A 19,269-nucleotide genomic window follows, 5' to 3' on the forward strand; every position below is an offset into this window, starting at 1 on the left:
TCGAGGTCACCGGGGGGAAGTGGGGTCGGAGGAAGTCGGTCGGATCAGTCGGTGGCGCCGGACTTGTTCGACGCCGACGACGACTTCTTCTTCGGCGAGGACTTGCCCGACGACGTGTCGCTCGACGAGGTCGTGGTCGACGTGTCGCTGGTCGACGAACTGCTGCTCGACGAGGACTCCGACGAGCTGTTCGCGCCGGATTCCTTCGGCGGCTTCGACGAGCTGCCGTGGTCGTTCTTGTAGAAGCCATCGCCCTTGAACGCGATGCCGACCTTGCTGAAGACCTTCTTCACGGGCGCCTTGCAGATCTTCTTCTCGCCCTTGTGGGTCTGTGGGCATTCGGTGAGGGCGTCGTCGCTGAACGACTGCCACAGTTCGAACATCTCGCCGGTGCGTTCGCATCGGTAGTCGTAGGTCGGCACGGGAATGGAGGATACCGAGCGACCGCGAACCAGCCACCCCACCCGACCGACCGGCGCCAGCCTCTACCATGTGGCGGTGTCCCTCGCCGTCGTTCTCGTCATCGGTGCGTATGTCATCGGGATGTTCCCGACCGCACAGATCGTCGGGCGCCGACTGGGGGTCAATCCGACGGTCGAAGGCTCGCGGAACCCCGGCGCCAGCAACGTCTACCGGCTCGGGGGCAGGAGAGCCGGTCTGATCGTCGGTGTGATCGACATGCTCAAGGGCGCCATCCCTGCCGGTGTGGCCCTGCTGGTGGCGGGGGTCCCCGAGGCCCACGCGGTCTGGGTGGCGGCGGTCGCCGGTCATGTCTGGCCGGTCACTCGTGGCTTCCGTGGTGGCAAGGGCGTGGCCACCGCCGGCGGCGCCGGGCTCGTGATCAATCCCGCGATCGGACTCGCCTGCGCGCTCCTGTTTCTGGCGCTGGTGAAGGTGGGTCGGATCGCCGCCCTGGGTTCGCTCGGCATCGCAGTGGCCTACCCGGTCATCGCCGCGTTGGCCGGCCGTCCGGGCTACGAGGTCGCCGTTTCCGCCGGTGTCGCGGCGATTCTCGTGATCCGGCACCAGAGCAACATCCGCCGCATGATGCGACGCGACGAGAACCGTCTGGGCGAGTCGGGCTCGGCCGCCGCCTGAGATCGCTCAACTCGCTCGTCCCCACGCCGATCGAGACAGTGACCTCGGCTGCGGAAGCTCGAAAAACACCGTACGTTTGGCGGGGGTTCGGGACCTGCACGCGCACGAAGGGCAAGATGCTGATGGAAAACAAGGTTCGCACTGCCGTCATCCCCGCCGCGGGTCTCGGTACCCGCTTCCTCCCGGCCACGAAGTCACAGCCGAAGGAGATGCTGACCGTTGTCGACCGCCCGGCGATCCAGTGGGTCGTCGAAGAAGCGGTCGCCGCCGGCATCGAAGACGTGCTCATCATCACCAGCCCCACGAAGAAGGGCGTCGAAGACCACTTCGACCGGATGGCGGAGCTCGAATCGCTCCTCGAGGCCAAGGGCAAGGTCGAGATGCTGGCCAGCGTGCGTCGCATCACGGAGATGGCGACGTTCCACTTCACCCGCCAGGGTGCCCCGCTCGGCCTCGGCCACGCCGTGTCCATGGCCGCGCGTCACGTGCGCGACGAACCCTTCGCCGTGCTGCTGCCCGACGAACTCCTGCCCGACGGCGGCGTCACCCTGCGGCGCATGATCGACGAGTGTGAATCCTCGGGCTCGAGCGTCATCTCCCTGTTCGAGGTCGAAGGACCCGACATCTCGAACTACGGATGTGCCGGTTTCTCCCGTCGCGACGGCGACGTGGTCGAGATCGACGCCATCGTCGAGAAGCCCAGGTACGAGGACGCGCCGTCCAACCTGAAGGTGACCGGCCGCTACGTGTTCACCCCGGACATCTTCGCGAAGCTCGCGATCACCGAGCCGGGCAAGGGCGGTGAGATCCAGCTCACCGACGCGATGGCGATGCTCATCGGCGACCCCGGACTGCGCGGTCTCGTGATCAAGGACGCCGGCTACGACGCCGGTCAGAAACTCGACTGGCTGCGGGCCAACGTGGAGCTGTCACTCGACGACCCCGGCGGTGGGTCGAAGGTGGCGGAGATGCTCCTCGAGATCATGCGGACGCGCGGCCTCTCCTGAGTTCGCCGCGGCGATCGTTCGGCACAGGTCGTGCCCGGCGGCCGGCTCTGGCACGCTGACGGCATGATCTCGCTCGACGCTGCACGGTCCCACGTTCTCGAACGGGTGCGCCCCGCGGCGCCCAGATCCGTCGAGCTGTCCGAGGCCGCCGGACTGGTTCTCGCCAACGACGTGGTCGCGGCAGAGGCCGTGCCCCCGTTCGCCAACACGGCGATGGACGGTTTCGCGGTGGTCGCGGCGGACACCGATGCTGCACCTGTGACCCTCACCGTCGTCGGCACCGTGGCGGCAGGTTCGGCGGCGGAACACCCCATGCACGCCGGTCAGGCCATGCGGATCATGACGGGCGCGCCCATGCCGCCGGGGGCCGACGCGGTCGTGATGGTCGAGCGCACGACCTACGAGGAGGCCCGCGGCGAGGTGACGATCGAGATCACCGTGCCACCGGGCAACCACGTGCGTGGTGCGGGTGAGGACGTCCGGCCTGGCGATCCGCTGTTCGCCGCCGGTACGACGCTGACCGCCGGCCACCTCGGGGTGCTGGCGAGCGTCGGGATGTCGACGGTCGAGGTGCTGCCGCGTCCCGTGGTCGGCGTCCTCTCCACCGGCGACGAGTTGATCGACGATGGCGGTCCGCTCGCACCCGGCCAGATCCGTGATTCCAACCGGCTCACCCTGCTCACCCTGCTCGAGGAGTCCGGGTTCGAGGCCGTCGACCTCGGTCTCGTCCGCGACGACGAAGCCGCGATCGAAACCGCCTTCCTCGACGGCGCGGCCCGCTGCGATGCCGTGCTGTCCTCCGGTGGCGTCTCGATGGGGGCATTCGACTACGTGAAGGTCGTGCTCGACCGGGTCGGCGACATGCGGTGGATGCAGATCGAGATCAAGCCGGCCAAGCCGTTCGCCTTCGGCCTGATCGGCGAGACGCCGATCTTCGGACTTCCCGGCAACCCGGTGTCGTCCATGGTCAGTTTCGAGCTGCTCGCCCGACCGGCGTTGCGCAAGCTCGCGGGTCGTATGCCCTTCGACCGCCCCACTCGGCTCGCGATCACCGCCGACGACCTCGGCCGCCACGACGATGGAAAGACCCACTTCCTACGCGTCGAGGGTGGACCCGACGAGACCGGTCGGTGGCACGTGCGCAAGCTGAGCGGCCAGGGGTCGCACCAGCTGACCGCCATGGCCCGGGCAACCGCACTCGCGATCGTGCCCGATCAGGTCGATGTCGGCGCAGGCGACGAGGTCGAGATCATCCCCCTCGGTACTCTGGGACCATGACATCGCAGCTGGTCGACGGGTTCGGACGGGTGCACCGCGACCTCCGCATCTCGGTCACCGATCGCTGCAACTTCCGCTGCGCCTACTGCATGCCCGAGGAGGGGATGCAGTGGCAACGACGCGAAGATCTGCTCACCTTCGAGGAGATCGAGCGTGTGGCCCGCATCATGGTCGAGCGCTACGGCGTCGACGGCATCCGACTCACCGGTGGCGAACCCACGGTGCGAGCCAAGCTCCCGGTTCTCGTCGAGAAGCTCGCGGCGTTGGGCGTCGACCTCTCGATGACCACCAACGGGGTCAGTCTGGCGGTGTTGGCCGCCGACCTGAAGGCGGCGGGACTGCGGCGCGTCAACATCTCGCTCGATTCGTTGCGGGCCGATCGCTTCCTGGAGCTCACCCGGCGCGACGAACTCGATCGTGTCCTCGCCGGCATCGAGGCCGCCAAGGAAGCCGGATTCGATCCGGTGAAGATCAATGTCGTCGTGATGAAGGGCATCAACGACGACGAGGTGATCGACTTCGCCCACTTCGGGCGCACCCACGGGGTCGTCGTTCGTTTCATCGAGTTCATGCCCCTCGATGCCGACGAGATCTGGAACAACGATCGGGTGCTCACCCAGGACGAGATCCTCACCACGCTGCGTACCGAGTTCGAGTTGGAGCCCGTCGAACGAACTTCGGCGCCCGCCACACGATGGCGCTACGTCGATGGGGGAGCATCCGACGGCGGCGGCGAGATCGGCGTCGTCGCCAGCGTCAGCCAGTCGTTCTGCGACACCTGCGATCGGGTCCGCATCACCGCCGACGGCCAGTTTCGCAACTGCCTCTTCGCGACCGACGAGACCGACGTGCGGGCCCTGCTGCGCGACGGGTCCTCCGACGGCGTCGTGGCCGATGCGCTCGCCCGCTCGGTCGCATCGAAGTGGGCCGGTCACCAGATCAACCAGGTGCAGTTCATCCGCCCCCGACGGTCGATGTCGGAGATCGGCGGCTGAACCCTCCGGGTCTCTTAGACTCCGGAGATGTCTGACCACGGATTCACCCACCTCGACCCGCTCGGCCGGGCCCGGATGGTCGATGTCACTCCGAAGGAGCCGACTCATCGCCGCGCCATCGCTCGCGGACGGGTGACGATGACCGCCGACACCGCATCGGCGGTCGCCCAGGGCGCCATCAAGAAGGGCGACGTGCTGGCGGTCGCTCGCGTGGCGGGCATTCAGGCGGCCAAGCGTGCGTCCGACCTCCTGCCGCTCTGTCACCCGTTGCTGGTGGGAGCCGTGAGCGTGAACTTCGAGATCCTCGAGGAGAGCATCGAGATCGAGGCTGCCGTCGAGACCGTCGACCGCACGGGCGTCGAGATGGAAGCGCTCACCGCGTGCAGCGTGGCGGCACTCACCGTCTACGACATGTGCAAGTCCAAGGACCGGGCGATGGTCATCGGCGAGATCGCGCTCTGGGAGAAGACAGGCGGCCGCAGCGGCCACTTCAAGCGGTCCGAGGCGTGAGCCTCGTCGGCACCCGGTCCGCGAGGTTGACCTCACTGCCTGTGACTTTTGTCGCCGGTCGTTGCCCTCGCGTTGCATTCGTAGTACAACCGTAACTTGGAGTACGGGCCCCTCTCCCGAGGAGGCCTCATTCCGGTGCACCCGCACCGCACCCTGGAGGAGACCTCATCCGATGAAGGAATCGATCGTTCTCCTGATTCTCGGCGCTTGCTGGGCCGGATATCTCGGCTGGTACTGGCGTGAGAATCGGAAGACGTCGCACCGCCGTTCCGATGGCATCCGTTCGTTCTCGAGCGGACTCGGCTCACTCGGTGGCGCCCTCGGCGGGTCAGCTCCGCGATCGCTCGCGTTCGGCCCGTCGGTCTCCTCGTTCGCTCCTCGTTCCGTGGGCGAAGCGGCCCGACGTCGGCGTGAGGTACTGGTCGCCCTCTGTGGCGCGGCCGGCGTCACGTTCCTCGCGGCCGTCGCACTCGGCGGCATCGCCGTGCTGTTGCACGTCGTGATCGACATCGCGCTGGCGGCCTACGCCTACGCCCTCGTGCAGCGACGCAACGACGAAGCCGAGCGCGAGATCAAGGTGCACATGCTCTATCCCGAGCGCGCGCCCGAGCCCGCGCTCCGTCCCCAGCGGGTCGTCAACGGCTGAGTCGAATCGCCGGGTGAGCCGCTACCATGGCGGCTCCAACGGGGGTGTAGCTCAGTTGGTAGAGCGCCTCGGTCGCATCGAGGAGGCCAGGGGTTCAACTCCCCTCACCTCCACCCCGTGAAGTCTCAGGTTTCGGGTTCGCCCGGCCTGGGATTTCCTCGTTTTGGGCCCGCCGCCGCTCGGCGGCCTCGGGCAGATCGACCACGGCTCTCACCCGATTCGAGAACAACGTCGAGTTCCCCACTACGCCGACGACCCGGTATGGGATGTGTGCCCGAATCGAGGGTGCTCGCCGAGTTGCGATTGCTCGTCTTGGTGACGATCTCGACCCGCACGCGTACGCCGCGAGTGCAGGTCGAGGATGAAGAAGAATTCCATCGACGCAGCTTCCATCCGGACGCGAAGGATCCCGGCCCATCGGGCCGGGATCCCAGCTCACTGCGGCGGTGTGCGGGTCAGCGTGGTGCCGGCCGCCAGTCGCCGCGGCCGGTGATGCAGATCGGCTCGCCGCTGTCCCGCGTGAAGGGCAGCGGTTGCTCGCACGGGTACGCCCAGTCGAGTGTCTGGATGGCGTCGGCCGACTGGGTCTTGCCCGGGGTGATCGATGCCGGGGTCAACGTGTTGTTGTCGATCGGTCCCAGGTTCGCCAGCGAGGCCTGGATGTCGGCGATCGTCGGGTTGTCGCCCGCGTCGTAGACGGCTCGTGCCATCGCTCGCACGATGGCGCAGACGCTACCGACCATCGAGTAGCCGGTCTCGCCGGAGACGTCCCAGTCATGTGATGTGCCGCTCGGGCTGAACTCCGAGTAGATCCGGTTGCATTCGCTGATGAACGGATTCGGCACGTAGTCGGGATCGCGGAACTCACCCGTCGAACGGAAGTCGACGATGATCGCGCCGTCGTACAGCGCACCGGCGTCGGGGTTGTTGGCGATCTGACTCGACACCAGTTCACCGGACTGGGAGTTGAAGTCGGTGGCGTAGAACTGGACGTCGCCGGGCTCGAAGCCCCGGGTGACCATCTCGTTGATGTAGCCCGGCGCCGACAGGATGTTCAGCACGTTGAAGAACACGTCGACGTCGGCATCGATCATGTTCTGGACCGACTCCGGCACGCCGCCGACGCACGAGGTACCACCGGCGCAATCGAGTTCGTCGAAGACGACATCGAAACCGGCGTCGGTCAGCGTCTGCACGAGTCCGGTCTCCACGGCTTCGTACTGGCCGGGGGTGTTCGGCGCGGCAACGCCGAGGGACTTGCCCTCGAGGGCGCCCGTCGCGATGAGGTCTTCGGCCAGGAAGCGGAGGTTCTCCTCGAGCGTCGCGGACATCGAGATCAGGCGGTCTTCACCACGGGCCATGAACTCGTCGGTCTGGCCCTGGGTGGAGATGAAGGAGGTGTTCTGTTCCTCCACGATGCACAACGTGGCGGACCCCTGAAAGCCCGTGCTGTTCATCACGATCACGTTGTTCTGATCCTCGGTCATCTCGAGACAGGCGCGGTTGCGACTTGCCTCGACCTCGGCGCCCAGAAGGTCGGCCTCGGCGTAACCGAGGTTGAGCTGGCGTCCACGGATGCCGCCGCACTCGGTGTTGATGTAGTCGACGAGGACTTCGAACATCTCCTTCGGATCGCCGACCGGGATGCCGAAGCCGATCTCCACCGCATCCTCGAGACGGCTGCGCAGATGGCCGACGTTGATCGAGTCAGCCGTGATGCCGGTGTCGGTGTCGACGCGGTCAGCGGCTGCATCGTGCGAGAGGCAGAACTGGTCGACCTGGGTGAACGGGTGGTCGCCGCGGTCGTAGGTCTGCTGAAACTCGTCGAAGATCCCGTCGCGCGGGTCGTCGTAGATGTTGGCGTCACCGGTGTCGGTGTCACCGGTGTCGGTGTCGCCGTCATCGGTGTCGGTGTCGTCCGTGTCGGTGTCGGTATCGCCGCCGGTGTCGTCCGTGTCACCGGTGTCGGTGTCGGGGGTGTCGGCGGCATCGCCGTCAGAGCTCTCGCCGCCGCACGACGCGGCGAGGAAGCTGAATGCGAGCACGATGGCGAGCCAGCGAATGATGGGCTTTCTCATGGGATCCTCCAGGGTTCCGGCCGTTGTGGCAACGGCACCGCGACAGTGTGGTGCGCAACCGTCGTGTGACACAAGCCACGACCAAAAGATTGAGTCATTGGCGCGGGCGGCGGATTGGCGTAAGAATGTCGCCGCGCTCGACCGAGCCCGGGGGGATGATGACGGACGAGAATCACGAGGGCGTCGAGTCCGGTCCTGCGGCGGCGCTCGCCGCGGCCGTGCTGGACGAGGAAGCCAAGCGGCAGGAGGCACAGGCCGCGCGAGACCTGGCCGTCATCCTCCCCGACGACGTGCTCCCGGGTGTCGGCGTCGAACCGATGACGCTGCGCGAAGCGATGAAGGCCGGCGGCAAGACCACCGTCGTCCTGCTGTTCCTCCTGAACTTCATCGACGACCTACCCCGCGCCATCCGGGTCATCGGTCCCGACATCCAGGACACGCTCAGGATCTCCGACACCGTGTTGGCCGGCGTGCTCGGCTTCGGTGGTGTCGCCCTGGTACTCGGCGCGGTGCCCATGGCCTCGCTGGCCGACCGCGTCACCCGGGTCCGCATCATCCCGTTCGCGTCACTGTTCTGGGCAGCGACCCTGGCGCTGTCGGGTTTCATCGTCAATGCGTTCCAGCTGTTCTGGACCAACGCGGCGACGGGCTTCGGCCAGGCCTACCGGATCCCCGTCTCCAACTCGCTGCTCACCGACGCCTATCCGATCCCGGCCCGCTCTCGCGTCTTCGCGTTCGAGGGGCTCGGCCGTCCGCTGGGACAGCTGCTCGGCCCGCTGACGATCGGCCTCATCGCCACCACCGCCGGCGGCGACGAAGGTTGGCGGTGGGCGTTCTATCTGCTCGCCATCCCGCCGGTGATCGTCGGCCTGGCGTCCTTCATCATGAAGGAACCGGTCCGTGGCAAGAACGAGCAGGACGCGCTGCTCACCGAGGACGCCATCGAGGTCGACGAACTCGAGCCGTCGATGAGCACCGCGCTCGCCCGGCTGCGCAAGATCCGCACCTTCTACTTCTTCGCCACCGGCGTCGGAGTGCTCGGCTTCGCCCTGATCGCGGTGCCGGGTCAGTTCAACCTGCTGCTCGACGACAAGTACGGGCTCGATGCGCTCGACCGTGGCATCGTCGAAGCCCTGCTCTGGGTCCCCTCGCTCGCCGCGATCCCGCTGGCGGGGCGCGCCTTCGACAGGAAGTTCCGTGAAGATCCGGAAACCATGGTGCGTTTCACCGGCAGTCTGATCGCGGCTGCCGGCGCCATCTACCTGGTCGCGCTGCCGATGAAGCCGCTGTGGCTGCTGGTCCTGCTCGTCGGCCTGGCCCAGGCCTGCATCTCGGCGGCGTTCGTCGCCGCTCCGACCATCATCGCCGCGGTGGCCCCTTACCGGATTCGCGCCCAGGCCTTCGCCCTGCTCCCGGTGTTCATCTTCCTCATGGGAGGGTTCATCGGCGGCGTCGTGGCCGGTCAGATCTCCGATGCGTACAACAACCGCACGGCGATGCTCATCCTCGCTCCCTGGACCGCGATGCTCGGTGGCTGGCTCATCCGACGCGGCGCCTTCCACATTCGCCGGGACATCTCGCTCGCCGTGGAAGAGCTCCTCGAGGAGCAGGAGGAGGCCCGCAAGATCGCAGGCGGCGAGGAAGTCCCTGCGTTGCAGGTGCGCAACCTGGACTTCAGCTACGGCCCCGTGCAGGTGTTGTTCGACGTCGAGATCGAGGTCGCCAAGGGCGAGGTCGTGGCGCTGTTGGGCACCAATGGTGCGGGCAAGTCGACCCTCCTTCGTGCCATCTCCGGTCTGGGCATCCCCGACCGCGGCGTGGTGCGGCTCAACGGGCGCACGATCACCTACGCCGAGGCCGAGACCCGGTTCCGGGTCGGCATCGTGCAGTTGCGTGGTGGGTCCGGCATCTTCCCGAGCCTGTCGATCGGCGACAACCTCCGAGCCGCGTTGCTCGGCAGCACGATCGATCCGGCCGAGGTCGAGCCCCGTATCAAGAGGACCCTCGAGACCTTCCCGGCCCTCCAGGGCCGGTTGAGCGAGCCCGCCGGCGACCTGTCGGGTGGACAGCAGCAGATGCTGGCGCTGGCGATGGCGTTGCTGCACGATCCCGAGGTGCTGCTCATCGACGAGTTGAGTCTCGGTCTCGCGCCGGTCGTCGTGCAGGAGTTGTTGACGGTGATCGAGAACCTGAAGGCCCGAGGACAGACCATGGTCATCGTCGAGCAGTCGCTCAACGTCGCCCTCGCGTTCGCCGACCGGGCGATCTTCATGGAGAAGGGCATCGTGAGATTCGAAGGTCCGGCCAGAGAGTTGGCCGAGCGAGACGATCTCGCCCGGGCCGTGTTCCTCGGAGGTGAGGGCGGATGATCGAGTTCCTCGGCTTCCAATTCGGCCAACAGGACCTGGTGATCGGGCTGATCACCGGCCTGAGCTACGCCGCGCTCGCCGCGGGGTTCGTGCTGGTCTATCGATCGACGGGCGTACTCAACTTCGCGCACGGCGAGATCGGTTTCTTCGGCCTTGCCCTGTTCGTGATGATGGTCGTGAACTACGGCGTCAGCTGGTGGCTCGCCTTCTTCGTCGCTGTCATCGGCACCTCGGTCATCGGGATGTTGGTCGAACTGATCGTCGTGCGAAGACTCTTCACCTCGCCGCGGCTGGTCTTGCTGATCGCCACGATCGGCGTCGGCCAGATCCTGACGCTGGCGCGAGTGGCCTGGATCCCCGACATCACTGCCGGTGGTCCGATCCCGACGGCGTTCACCGCCAGCTGGAACCCGACCGATGACATCTCGCTGGCGGCCCGAGAGCTGGTCGTACTGCTCGTGGTCCCACTCCTGATCCTGTTGTTGGCGCTGTTCATGACGCGCACCAAGTTCGGCCTCGCAGTGAGGGCATCGGCCGACAACGCCGACACCGCTCGCGTCTACGGAACCTCGCCGCGGCGGGTCTCCACGATCGTCTGGACGATCGCCGCCGGCTTCGCCGCGGTCACGGCCATCCTCACGGCCCCGTTCACGATCTTCAGTGCGGCGGCCGTCGACGACACGGGCAACCTGCTCGTCGAACAGCTGTTGTTGCGGGTGCTGGTCGTCTCGCTACTGGCCCGGATGCGTTCGCTCCCCGGGGTGGTCGCCGCCGGCCTCGCCGTCGGCGTGGTGGAGAAGTTCGTCCGTGAGAACGTCGAGAACGGCGACATCGTCAACGCCTGGATGTTCGTCGCCGTCCTGGCCGCCGTGCTGTGGGTGGTTCGTGGTGAACGCCAGGACGGCTGGTCGCTCTCGCCCGCCAACCGACCGATTCCCGAACGCCTGCGCGGGGTGTGGTGGGTTCGCAACATCAACGGCCTCGGCCTCGCCGTGCTGTTCGCCGGTCTCGCCCTCGTGCCGGTGTTCGTCACGTCGTCGGGGGGCATCTCGATCTGGACCCAGATCGTGCTGTTCGCGATGGTGGCGCTCTCGTTGTCGATCCTCACCGGCTGGGCCGGCCAGCTGTCGCTCGGTCAGTTCGCGTTCGTGGGTGTCGGGGCGTTGTCCACCGTTGCCTTCACCAAGGGTCACGACATCCCCATCCCCTTCGACCTGTTCGACGCGAGTCTGACGGCGCCGTGGGGAGTGGCGCTGGTGCTCTCGGTTGCCATGGGGGTGATCGGTGCGTTGCTGATCGGCTTGCCCGCGTTGCGCGTCCGCGGCCTGTTCCTCGCGGTGACGACCCTGGCGTTCGCCGTCGCCGCGAGCTCCTGGCTGTTCGACCAGTCCTTCTTCAGTGGCGGCACCAGCTTCCCGCGGCCGCCCCGGCCCCCGTCGTTCCTCGGTCTCGACTTCGGCGCATCCCGCCGCAGCCTCTACCTGCTGTGCCTCGTCGCCCTGATCGTTGTCTCGTGGATCGCGAGCCGGGTGCGCGCGTCGGGCATCGGCCGCACGCTGATCGCCGTGCGCGACAACGAGGAGATGGCCGCCGCATCGACGGTGTCGCCGGCCCGGGCCAAGCTGTCGGCGTTCGCGATCTCCGGCGGTATCAGCGCGCTGGCCGGCTCGCTGTTCGTGATCTCCGCCGGTTCGTTGTCGCCGGGTACCGACTTCGCTCCCGCCCAGTCGCTCAAGGTCATCGTGATGGCGATCATCGGCGGACTCGGCTCCGTCGCCGGGCCGATCCTCGGCGCGTTGTGGATCCTCGGCATCGGTGAGATCACCCCCGAACGTCTCCGCAACCTCCAGCAGTTGCTCACCTCCAACATCGGCCTGCTGGTCCTGCTGATGTACTTCCCCGGCGGTCTGCTCCAGCTCGTCCACGCCGGCCGTGACGGCCTGCTGCGGGTCGCCGATCGGCGCTATACGGCGGCGGAGGATGCCGTCGGCGAGCCCGCGGTGCGAAAGACGGTGCCGGTGCCGACGACGGGGAAGGACAAGCCCGCGATCGACGGTCCTGCACTCTCCGTGCACAACATCACCGTTCGTTTCGGCGGAAACGTCGCCGTCGACAACGTCACATTCGACGTCGCCCCGGGAGAACTCGTCGGCCTCATCGGCACCAACGGCGCAGGCAAGTCGACGCTCATGAACGCGATCAGCGGATTCGTTCCGTCGGAGGGCGTCGTCGAGGTGCTCGGCGTCGACGTGTCGTCCAAGAGCGCCGCGGCCCGACATCGGCTCGGGCTCGGTCGCGGGTTCCAGGCGGCTCGCATCTATCCCGAGCTCACCGTCCGCGAAGCGTTGATGGTGGCGCTCGAGGCTCGTCAGCAGTCGCTGCTCGTGCCGTCGATGCTGGGCATGCCGCCGTCACCGGGCCACGAACGCACCAAGCGAACCGAAGCCGACGAGATCATCGATTATCTCGGGCTCGGCCGCTACGCCGACCAGGTGATCGGTGCGCTGTCGACCGGTACTCGTCGCATCGTCGAGTTGGGGTCGTTGCTGGCGGTCGACGCGCGGGTGCTGTTGCTCGACGAGCCGACCGGTGGTGTCGCTCAGCGGGAGACCGAGGCGTTCGGGCCGCTGATCAAGAAGATCCAGCAGGAGCTCGAAGCGTCGGTGGTCGTGATCGAGCACGACATGCCGCTGGTGATGTCGATCAGTGATCGTGTCTACTGCCTCGAGTCGGGAAGCGTGATCGCCGAGGGTGTGCCCGAGGATGTCCGCAACGACCCGCTGGTGATCGCCAGCTACCTCGGTACCGACGAGCGGGCGATCCAGCGGTCGGGCACGACCGACTGATCCCGACAGGCGATCGGCCGCGACAGTTCGCCGCGCAAACCTTCAGATCCCCGCCGTCGCGACCGACAGGACACCCACGATTCGTGTGGGCCTCTCGGCCGGGGAGCAACAGCAGTGTCAACTGGAGTCCAGAACGATCAGGGCCTTCGCTCGCCCAAGTCGCCCGAGGATCTCGGTGTGCCATACGCGCTCGTCGCCGATCTCGTCCTTCGCCGTTGCCTGCTCGAGGGGAAGACCAACGTCACCGGACTGTCGAATGCGCTCGCGCTCAACGCCGGTCTGGTCGACAAGATCGTCCAGGAACTCCGAGAGAAGAAGGAGATCGAGGTTCTCGGGATGGTGGGGCGTGACTACACGCTCGCGCTGACCAACCACGGCCAGAACCACGCCACCGATCGACTGACCCAGTCCCGCTACGCCGGCGCCTGCCCTGTCTCACTGGAGCAGTATCGAGCGGTCGTGGCCGCCCAGCGCCTTTCGGTCTACGTGAACCGTGAGATGCTGAAGACGGCGTTCTCCGATCTCGTGATCTCCGACGAACTGCTCGACGATCTCGGCCCTGCACTCAACGCCAACGGCGCGATGTTCCTCTACGGCCCCCCGGGCACCGGCAAGACCTCCATCGCCGAGCGCATCGTGCGGATCAGCCCGGACCATGTGCTGGTGCCGAAGGCGATCGAGGTCGATGGCCAGATCATCAGCGTCTACGACTCGACGGTGCACATCCCCGCCGACTCCCAGCCCGAGGACCTCGATCCGCGCTGGATCCTCTGTCATCGGCCGCGGGTGGTGGTCGGTGGTGAACTCGTCGGTTCGATGCTCGACCTGACGTTCGACAAGACCAGCGGCGTGTATCTCGCTCCTCTGCAGATGAAGGCCAACAACGGTGTGATGATCATCGACGACTTCGGTCGCCAGGTGCTCACTCCGGACCAGCTGCTCAACCGTTGGATCGTGCCGCTCGATCGGCGAGTCGACTATCTGTCGCTCGCCTACGGCGTCAGCTTCGAGGTGCCCTTCGACGTGAAAGTCGTGCTCTCGACCAACCTCGACCCCTCCGATCTCGGCGACGAGGCGTTCTTTCGTCGGATCCAGACGAAGATCTACATCGGCGCCATCACCGAGGATTCCTTCGACTGGATCCTGGCGCGGGTCGCCCATGCGATGGGCGTCGCCTGCGACGGCGAGTCGGCCAACTATCTCCGGACGCTGTGCATTGCCGAGGGCGGCGATCTCCGCCCCTACCTCCCGGCCGACGTGTGCAAGCTCGTCAAGGCACTGGCGCTCTACGAGGGCGTCGCGCCGGCCCTCGATCACCATTCGATCGACCGGGTGCTCAGCCTGTACTACACGCGCGGTCTCGGGGCGCCCGGTGGCTACGGCAAGGGCAGTGACGCATCGGTGGAAGAACTCGCCGAGTCGATGTTGCCGATGGACGCGCCGTCGGCGCAGGTCAGCACCTTCTGACATCTCGTCGGCCTGCGGGTCGGCCCGCCGCTACCGTGCGGCGATGGACTTCAGCTTCTGGCCCACGACCGCGCAACCGTGGCCATCCCTCCTGCGCGGGTGCCGATGGGCGGAGGCCCACGGTTGGCACGGGGTCTGGGTGCCGGACCATTTCATGGCCAACACGCCGCCGGGTGTGGAGGCCGACGAGGAACTGGCGCCATGGCTCGAGGCCTGGACGTCGTTGGCTGCTCTTGCCGCGCTCGTGCCCCGGGTTCGGATCGGCACGATGGTCGCCGGCAATCTCTACCGTCACCCTGCCGTGGTGGCGAACATGGCCGGCACGATCGACGAGATCTCGGGCGGTCGCGTGGTCCTCGGCCTCGGTGCCGGCTGGCAGGAGAACGAACACGCTCGCTACGGGATCGATCTGTCGACTCCGGCCGGACGTTCGGATCGCCTGGAAGAGGCCTGCGAGATGATCCGGGGTCTGCTCGACGCTCCCCGGACGGACTTCGCCGGGGCGCACTACGCCCTGGAGGGCGCGCCCTGTGAGCCCAGCGGTCACGGTCGCCGGATCCCGCTGCTGGTCGGCGGCAAGGGTGAGAAGCGCACGCTGCGCACGGTCGCTCGCCACGCCGACGAGTGGAACGTGTGGGCGACGCCCGATGAGGTCGTCCCGATGCGTGAGGTCATCGCCAAATGGTGCGACGAGGTCGACCGGGACCCGGCCGAGATCCGGGTCACCATCTCCGCCATGACGCGGTTCTGTGACACGGCTCGAGAACGTGAGCAGGTGATGGGTCGACTCGGCAACCATGGCGGACTCGTGGGCGCGAGCACACAGGAGATCGTCGACGCGGCCGGTGCCTACGTGGAGGCCGGTGTGGACGAGATGGTGGTCGCCGATTTCAACCTGCCGCTCGATCGTCGTGAGGAGATCCTCGGACGGCTCCAGACCGAGGTGCTCGACCGGTTTCGCTGAGCTGTCCGGTCGCGGTGTCGGATCAGGCGTCGGCGACGCGGTGGCGGGCGTCTTCGGCGTTGACCACCGGAGCCTCGGTCGACCACGGGAAGTTGATCCACTGGTCGGTGCGCTTCCACACGTAGTCGCACTTCACGAGCGAGTGGGACTTCTCGTAGAGCACGGCGGTGCGCACTTCCGCCACGCGGTCGACACAGAAGTCGTAGACCATCTTCAGCGTGTGGCCCGTGTCGGCGACGTCGTCGGCGATGAGGATGCGGGCGTCGTCCATGTCGACGAAGTCGACATAGGGCGGCAGCATCACCGGCACGGGGAGGCGTTCGTCGACGCCGGTGTAGTACTCGCAGTTCATCACGTAGATGTTCTTGACCGACAGGGCGTAGCCCATCGAGCCGGCGACGAAGAGACCGCCGCGGGCGATGGCGAGGATCATCTCGGGTCGGTAGCCGTCGTCGGCGACGGTCTGGGACAGCTCCCGCACGGCGGTGCCGTAGGCGGAGTAGTCGAGGATCTCGCGCTCTTCACTCATCGTCGGAATCTAGCTGGCAGGATGGTCGGATGATTCACGCGGTCATCGACAAGTGGCATGCCCACCTGAGAGGCGATCTCCCCGGCGGGCTCGACGAACTCCTCCACGACGACTGCGTCTTCTGGTCGCCGATCGTGTTCTCGGGCCAGCGGGGCAAGGACCTCACGAAGCTCTATCTGAACGCCGCCGGAAATGTTCTCCCCGGGGAGAGCGCAGGGTCGTCCGGGGCCGGGAAGTTCCGCTACGTCAAGGAGGTGCTCGACGGCAACCACGCAGTGCTGGAGTTCGAGACCACCACCGACGGCATCGCGGTGAACGGCGTCGACATCATCACGTGCGACGACGACGGCAGGATCATCGAGTTCAAGGTGATGATCCGACCGCTCAAGGCCATCAACAAGGTCCACGAGCAGATGGCCGCCATGCTCGAGAAGCTCTCCTGATCATCCGTCCGTTCTGTGAGCTTGAACGGGCATCAGCGTGCCGCTCAAGCTCACAGAAGCGGGGAGGGTCAGTCGCGGCCGTCGAGGAGGCCCGCGACGAGGGCGGCCACCTCGCTGCGTTCGCTACGGGTGAGGGTGACGTGGCCGAAGAGCGGGTGGCCACGGAGATGGTCGACGACCGCGCCGATGCCGTCGTAGCGACCGACCCGGAGGTTGTCGCGCTGGGCGACGTCGTGGGTGAGCACGACCTTGGTGTTCTCGCCGACCCGGGTGAGGGCGGTGAGGAGCACGTTGCGTTCGAGGTTCTGGGCCTCGTCGACGATCACGAAGGTGTCGGTGATCGAACGGCCGCGGATATGGGTGAGGGGGAGCACGTCGAGCAGTTCGCGGCGGATCACCTCGTCGACGACCTCGGGCCCGGCGATCGCCTCGAGCGCGTCGTGGACCGCGGCGGCCCATGGCGACATCTTCTCCGACTCGTTGCCCGGCAGGTAGCCGAGGTCCTGACCACCGACGGCGTAGAGCGGGCGGAAGATGATGATCTTCGAGTGCGAGCGCTGCTCGAGCACGGCGTCGAGGGCGGCGGCCAGGGCGAGCACACTCTTTCCTGTGCCGGCGCGACCGCCGAGTGACACGATGCCGACGCGGTCGTCGGTGAGCAGATCGAGCGCGACGTGCTGTTCGGCGGAACGGGCCCGGACGTCGAAGACGGGGTGATCGACGATGCGATGGATGCGCTTGTCGGCGTGGACCCGGCCGAGCCCGGACTGTGAACCGGCCACGAGGGCGACGCCGGTGTTGACCGGCAGGTCGCGTGCCTCGTCGAGGTCGCATACACCCTCGGCATAGAGATCGTCGATGATCGCGCCGTCGACGACCATGTCGGTGAAGCCCGTCCAGCCGTCGTCGGCCACGTCGTGGTCGCGGAACTCCTCGGCCTCGAGTCCGACCACGCCGGCCTTGAGTCGCAAGGGCAGGTCCTTCGACACCAGCACGACGTCGGCGCCCTCGGCGGCGAGGTTCGCGGCCACGCTGAGGATGCGGTTGTCGTTGGTGTCGGCCCGGAACCCGTCGGGCAACGACTCGCGCGACGTGTGGTTCAACTCGACCCGGACGGTGCCGCCCGAGTCGTTCACGGGCAGCGCGTCGAGCAGGCTCCCGTGTTCCTCCCGCAGCTCCTCGAGGGCGCGCAACGCACTGCGGGCGGCCCACCCGAGCTCGAGATGATGGCGTTTCGCTTCGAGCTCGGTGAGCGTGGCGAGCGGAACGACGACGGCGTGTTCCTCGAAGCGGCGGAGTGCGGAGGGATCGCTCAGCAGCACCGATGTGTCGAGGACGTAGGTACGACTCGTGCCTGTCATGTGATGTCAGAACTTACCGACGCTTTCAGGGGTGGGTGCGGACCCTCGGCGACGTCTCGGGGAACATCAGCTGACGCCCACCTGAATGGCATGCCAACCCTCGGCGCCGTCGGGATCGACCCTCGCCGGACCGACCGGCTGGAGCTCGCCGTCGCCGTCGACGGCCCGGACCCGAAGGACGTGATCGCCGGCCTCGGCGCTCCAATCGGTCTTCCACTGGACCCAGGTCTCGTCGGATCCCGGCGCGGCGATCTCGCACTCTCTCCACTCGCCGTCGTCGATCGAGAGTTCGACGGCGCGGATGCCGCGGGGCGGCGACCAGGCGACGCCGGCGACCGTGGTGGCTCCCGCCGTGATGCTGTCGCGATGCCGAGGTACGTCGATGCGCGACATCGTCTTGATGGGTCCTTCCTTCGACCAGCCTCGGGAGATCCAATAGCCGTCGAACGCGTCCCATGTGGTGAGGTTGATCTCTTCGATCCACTTCGTCGCCGAGACGTAGCCGTAGAGCCCGGCCACCACGAGTCGGGCCGGGAAGCCGTGGATGATCGGCAGCGGTTCGCCGTTCATGCCGACCGCGAGGATGGCAGTGCGGTCGTCGTCGAGGGCGCTGAGCGGGAAGCCGGCGGTCCAATCGTCGACCGATCTACCCACGATCTGCGACGCGCCGTCGTGCACGCCGGCCCGGTCCAGCAGCGAGCGCAGCGGTACGCCGAGCCAGGTCGCCGTGCCGACGAGTCCGCCGCCGACCTCGTTCGACACGCACGACAGCGTGACGGTGTGTTCGTCGAGTTCGGGCATCGCCAGGATCTCGTCGAAGGTGAGGCGGTAGGGATCGTCGACCATGCCGGTGAACGAGAGGGACCAGGAGTCGGGGTCGACCTGGGGCACGCTCAGGGCGGTGTCGATGCGGTAGAAGGTGTCGTTCGGCGTGACGAAGCTGGCGATCCCCGGCACGGTGTCGAAGGAGCCAGGGGTGACCGGCGCGGCCAGCGGTGCCGCATCGGCGAGCGGCGCGGCGGTGGTGGTCGACGACAGCTCGGAGAAGTCGAGGCCGTCGCGCGCGACTTCGGCCGCGCTCTGCCCACCGACCCGACTGGCGATGCCGTAGCCCGTGACGGCCACTGCGCCGGCGCCGGCCGACCAGCTGAGGAACGCCCGACGGGTGGCGCTCTTCTGGCGGGGATCCTCTCGGAACGACGCGAGCCGGGTCGGTCGGTGCATGCGGGCGAGCAGGAAGTGCAGTGTCGCGATGCCGAGCGCGGCGGCAACGGCGGCCCACACCCAGCTGGCGACGGCCGGCGACTGGGGATTTCGGGCACCCGTGAAACCGCCGAGAAGTCCGAACACGACGAATCCGGCTGTGCCGATGTGGGATGACACCCGCTTGGAGAGATCGCCGAGGACGGCGCCGATGACCAGCGCGGTGATGGCGATGCCAGGGAGGAGCGCCGACTTTCCGCCGCTGCCCAGCGTGTCGATGCTCTCCGTGGCGACGTCGCCGGGTGTGATGTCGAGGATCCACTCGCCCATGCCGAGCACGAGCCCCGGAATGTCGTCGTTGAATGACGCGACGAGCTGGCCGAACACGAGGGCGATCGCCGCGGCGATCGCCCCTGCGAGTGCCCCGTACCACCGGGGGTGGTCCCCCCGGGCGGCTTCGTCAGCTTCCATGATG

General features: G+C 67.2%; 16 protein-coding genes and 1 tRNA gene. 12 read left to right on the forward strand and 5 right to left on the reverse strand.

Annotated elements, in window-relative coordinates; all coding sequences use genetic code 11:
- Nucleotides 1-44: 44 nt before the first annotated feature.
- Nucleotides 45-422 (reverse strand): zinc ribbon domain-containing protein, encoded by a 378-nt coding sequence (locus RIB98_04050; protein ID MEQ8840131.1) that lies wholly within the window; start codon nucleotides 420-422, stop codon nucleotides 45-47.
- A 76-nt stretch (nucleotides 423-498) separates the two neighbouring features.
- On the opposite strand from RIB98_04050, the gene RIB98_04055 reads away from it, so the two are divergent.
- From RIB98_04055 to RIB98_04085, 7 genes are all read left to right on the forward strand, one after another.
- Nucleotides 499-1,098 (forward strand): glycerol-3-phosphate acyltransferase, encoded by a 600-nt coding sequence (locus tag RIB98_04055; protein ID MEQ8840132.1) that lies wholly within the window; start codon nucleotides 499-501, stop codon nucleotides 1,096-1,098.
- Between the two features lie 122 nt (nucleotides 1,099-1,220).
- Nucleotides 1,221-2,105: a UTP--glucose-1-phosphate uridylyltransferase gene (locus tag RIB98_04060; protein ID MEQ8840133.1), complete on the forward strand. Its 885-nt coding sequence runs from the start codon at nucleotides 1,221-1,223 to the stop codon at nucleotides 2,103-2,105.
- 63 nt (nucleotides 2,106-2,168) lie between these two features.
- A complete protein-coding gene (locus RIB98_04065) occupies nucleotides 2,169-3,383 on the forward strand; it encodes a molybdopterin molybdotransferase MoeA (GenBank protein ID MEQ8840134.1) in 1,215 nt (404 codons plus the stop codon).
- Nucleotides 3,380-4,378: a GTP 3',8-cyclase MoaA gene (gene moaA / locus RIB98_04070; protein ID MEQ8840135.1), complete on the forward strand. Its 999-nt coding sequence runs from the start codon at nucleotides 3,380-3,382 to the stop codon at nucleotides 4,376-4,378. Before RIB98_04065 ends, moaA begins: the two co-directional genes overlap by 4 nt.
- A gap of 27 nt (nucleotides 4,379-4,405) precedes the next feature.
- Nucleotides 4,406-4,888 carry a cyclic pyranopterin monophosphate synthase MoaC gene (gene moaC, locus RIB98_04075; GenBank protein MEQ8840136.1) on the forward strand — a complete coding sequence of 161 codons (483 nt, stop codon included), beginning with the start codon at nucleotides 4,406-4,408 and terminating at the stop codon, nucleotides 4,886-4,888.
- A gap of 172 nt (nucleotides 4,889-5,060) precedes the next feature.
- The gene (locus RIB98_04080) at nucleotides 5,061-5,534 is read left to right on the forward strand and encodes a hypothetical protein (protein MEQ8840137.1); all 474 of its coding nucleotides are present in this window, start codon (nucleotides 5,061-5,063) and stop codon (nucleotides 5,532-5,534) included.
- Between the two features lie 40 nt (nucleotides 5,535-5,574).
- Nucleotides 5,575-5,647: transfer RNA gene (locus RIB98_04085), tRNA-Ala, on the forward strand.
- Between the two features lie 342 nt (nucleotides 5,648-5,989).
- Here RIB98_04085 and RIB98_04090 read toward each other — a convergent pair.
- Entirely contained in the window at nucleotides 5,990-7,612 is a 1,623-nt protein-coding gene (locus RIB98_04090; GenBank protein ID MEQ8840138.1) for a hypothetical protein, read from the reverse strand.
- A 158-nt stretch (nucleotides 7,613-7,770) separates the two neighbouring features.
- Here RIB98_04090 and RIB98_04095 point away from each other — a divergent pair, with 158 nt between their 5' ends.
- From RIB98_04095 to RIB98_04110, 4 genes are all read left to right on the forward strand, one after another.
- Nucleotides 7,771-9,981 carry an ATP-binding protein gene (locus tag RIB98_04095; GenBank protein ID MEQ8840139.1) on the forward strand — a complete coding sequence of 737 codons (2,211 nt, stop codon included), beginning with the start codon at nucleotides 7,771-7,773 and terminating at the stop codon, nucleotides 9,979-9,981.
- Nucleotides 9,978-12,827, forward strand: coding sequence for an ATP-binding cassette domain-containing protein (locus tag RIB98_04100; protein MEQ8840140.1), 2,850 nt, complete (start codon nucleotides 9,978-9,980; stop codon nucleotides 12,825-12,827). Before RIB98_04095 ends, RIB98_04100 begins: the two co-directional genes overlap by 4 nt.
- A 177-nt stretch (nucleotides 12,828-13,004) precedes the next feature.
- Nucleotides 13,005-14,294: an AAA family ATPase gene (locus RIB98_04105; GenBank protein ID MEQ8840141.1), complete on the forward strand. Its 1,290-nt coding sequence runs from the start codon at nucleotides 13,005-13,007 to the stop codon at nucleotides 14,292-14,294.
- A 43-nt stretch (nucleotides 14,295-14,337) separates the two neighbouring features.
- The gene (locus tag RIB98_04110; protein MEQ8840142.1) at nucleotides 14,338-15,258 is read left to right on the forward strand and encodes an LLM class flavin-dependent oxidoreductase; all 921 of its coding nucleotides are present in this window, start codon (nucleotides 14,338-14,340) and stop codon (nucleotides 15,256-15,258) included.
- Nucleotides 15,259-15,280: 22 nt separating this feature from the next.
- Here the strand turns inward: RIB98_04110 and RIB98_04115 are convergent, their stop codons facing one another.
- Nucleotides 15,281-15,787: a phosphoribosyltransferase family protein gene (locus RIB98_04115; protein ID MEQ8840143.1), complete on the reverse strand. Its 507-nt coding sequence runs from the start codon at nucleotides 15,785-15,787 to the stop codon at nucleotides 15,281-15,283.
- Between the two features lie 29 nt (nucleotides 15,788-15,816).
- Between RIB98_04115 and RIB98_04120 the strand changes: the two genes are divergently transcribed.
- Nucleotides 15,817-16,230 carry a nuclear transport factor 2 family protein gene (locus RIB98_04120; GenBank protein ID MEQ8840144.1) on the forward strand — a complete coding sequence of 138 codons (414 nt, stop codon included), beginning with the start codon at nucleotides 15,817-15,819 and terminating at the stop codon, nucleotides 16,228-16,230.
- A gap of 68 nt (nucleotides 16,231-16,298) precedes the next feature.
- Here the strand turns inward: RIB98_04120 and RIB98_04125 are convergent, their stop codons facing one another.
- Nucleotides 16,299-17,591 (reverse strand): PhoH family protein, encoded by a 1,293-nt coding sequence (locus tag RIB98_04125; GenBank protein ID MEQ8840145.1) that lies wholly within the window; start codon nucleotides 17,589-17,591, stop codon nucleotides 16,299-16,301.
- A gap of 66 nt (nucleotides 17,592-17,657) precedes the next feature.
- Complete coding sequence (locus tag RIB98_04130; GenBank protein ID MEQ8840146.1) at nucleotides 17,658-19,265, reverse strand: molybdopterin-dependent oxidoreductase; 1,608 nt, start codon at nucleotides 19,263-19,265, stop codon at nucleotides 17,658-17,660.
- Nucleotides 19,266-19,269: the final 4 nt, after the last annotated feature.

The sequence above is a fragment of the Acidimicrobiales bacterium genome (assembly GCA_040219515.1).
Lineage (GTDB): Bacteria > Actinomycetota > Acidimicrobiia > Acidimicrobiales > Aldehydirespiratoraceae > JAJRXC01.

Bases quoted from the DNA above. Each gene is read 5' to 3' on its own strand.
- RIB98_04060 (MEQ8840133.1), top strand. From the start codon at position 1,221: ATGGAAAACAAGGTTCGCACTGCCGTCATCCCCGCCGCGGGTCTCGGT.
- RIB98_04065 (MEQ8840134.1), top strand. From the start codon at position 2,169: ATGATCTCGCTCGACGCTGCACGGTCCCACGTTCTCGAACGGGTGCGC.
- moaA (MEQ8840135.1), top strand. From the start codon at position 3,380: ATGACATCGCAGCTGGTCGACGGGTTCGGACGGGTGCACCGCGACCTC.
- moaC (MEQ8840136.1), top strand. From the start codon at position 4,406: ATGTCTGACCACGGATTCACCCACCTCGACCCGCTCGGCCGGGCCCGG.
- RIB98_04080 (MEQ8840137.1), top strand. From the start codon at position 5,061: ATGAAGGAATCGATCGTTCTCCTGATTCTCGGCGCTTGCTGGGCCGGA.
- RIB98_04090 (MEQ8840138.1), bottom strand. From the start codon at position 7,612: ATGAGAAAGCCCATCATTCGCTGGCTCGCCATCGTGCTCGCATTCAGC.
- RIB98_04095 (MEQ8840139.1), top strand. From the start codon at position 7,771: ATGACGGACGAGAATCACGAGGGCGTCGAGTCCGGTCCTGCGGCGGCG.
- RIB98_04100 (MEQ8840140.1), top strand. From the start codon at position 9,978: ATGATCGAGTTCCTCGGCTTCCAATTCGGCCAACAGGACCTGGTGATC.
- RIB98_04110 (MEQ8840142.1), top strand. From the start codon at position 14,338: ATGGACTTCAGCTTCTGGCCCACGACCGCGCAACCGTGGCCATCCCTC.
- RIB98_04115 (MEQ8840143.1), bottom strand. From the start codon at position 15,787: ATGAGTGAAGAGCGCGAGATCCTCGACTACTCCGCCTACGGCACCGCC.
- RIB98_04120 (MEQ8840144.1), top strand. From the start codon at position 15,817: ATGATTCACGCGGTCATCGACAAGTGGCATGCCCACCTGAGAGGCGAT.
- RIB98_04125 (MEQ8840145.1), bottom strand. From the start codon at position 17,591: ATGACAGGCACGAGTCGTACCTACGTCCTCGACACATCGGTGCTGCTG.
- RIB98_04130 (MEQ8840146.1), bottom strand. From the start codon at position 19,265: ATGGAAGCTGACGAAGCCGCCCGGGGGGACCACCCCCGGTGGTACGGG.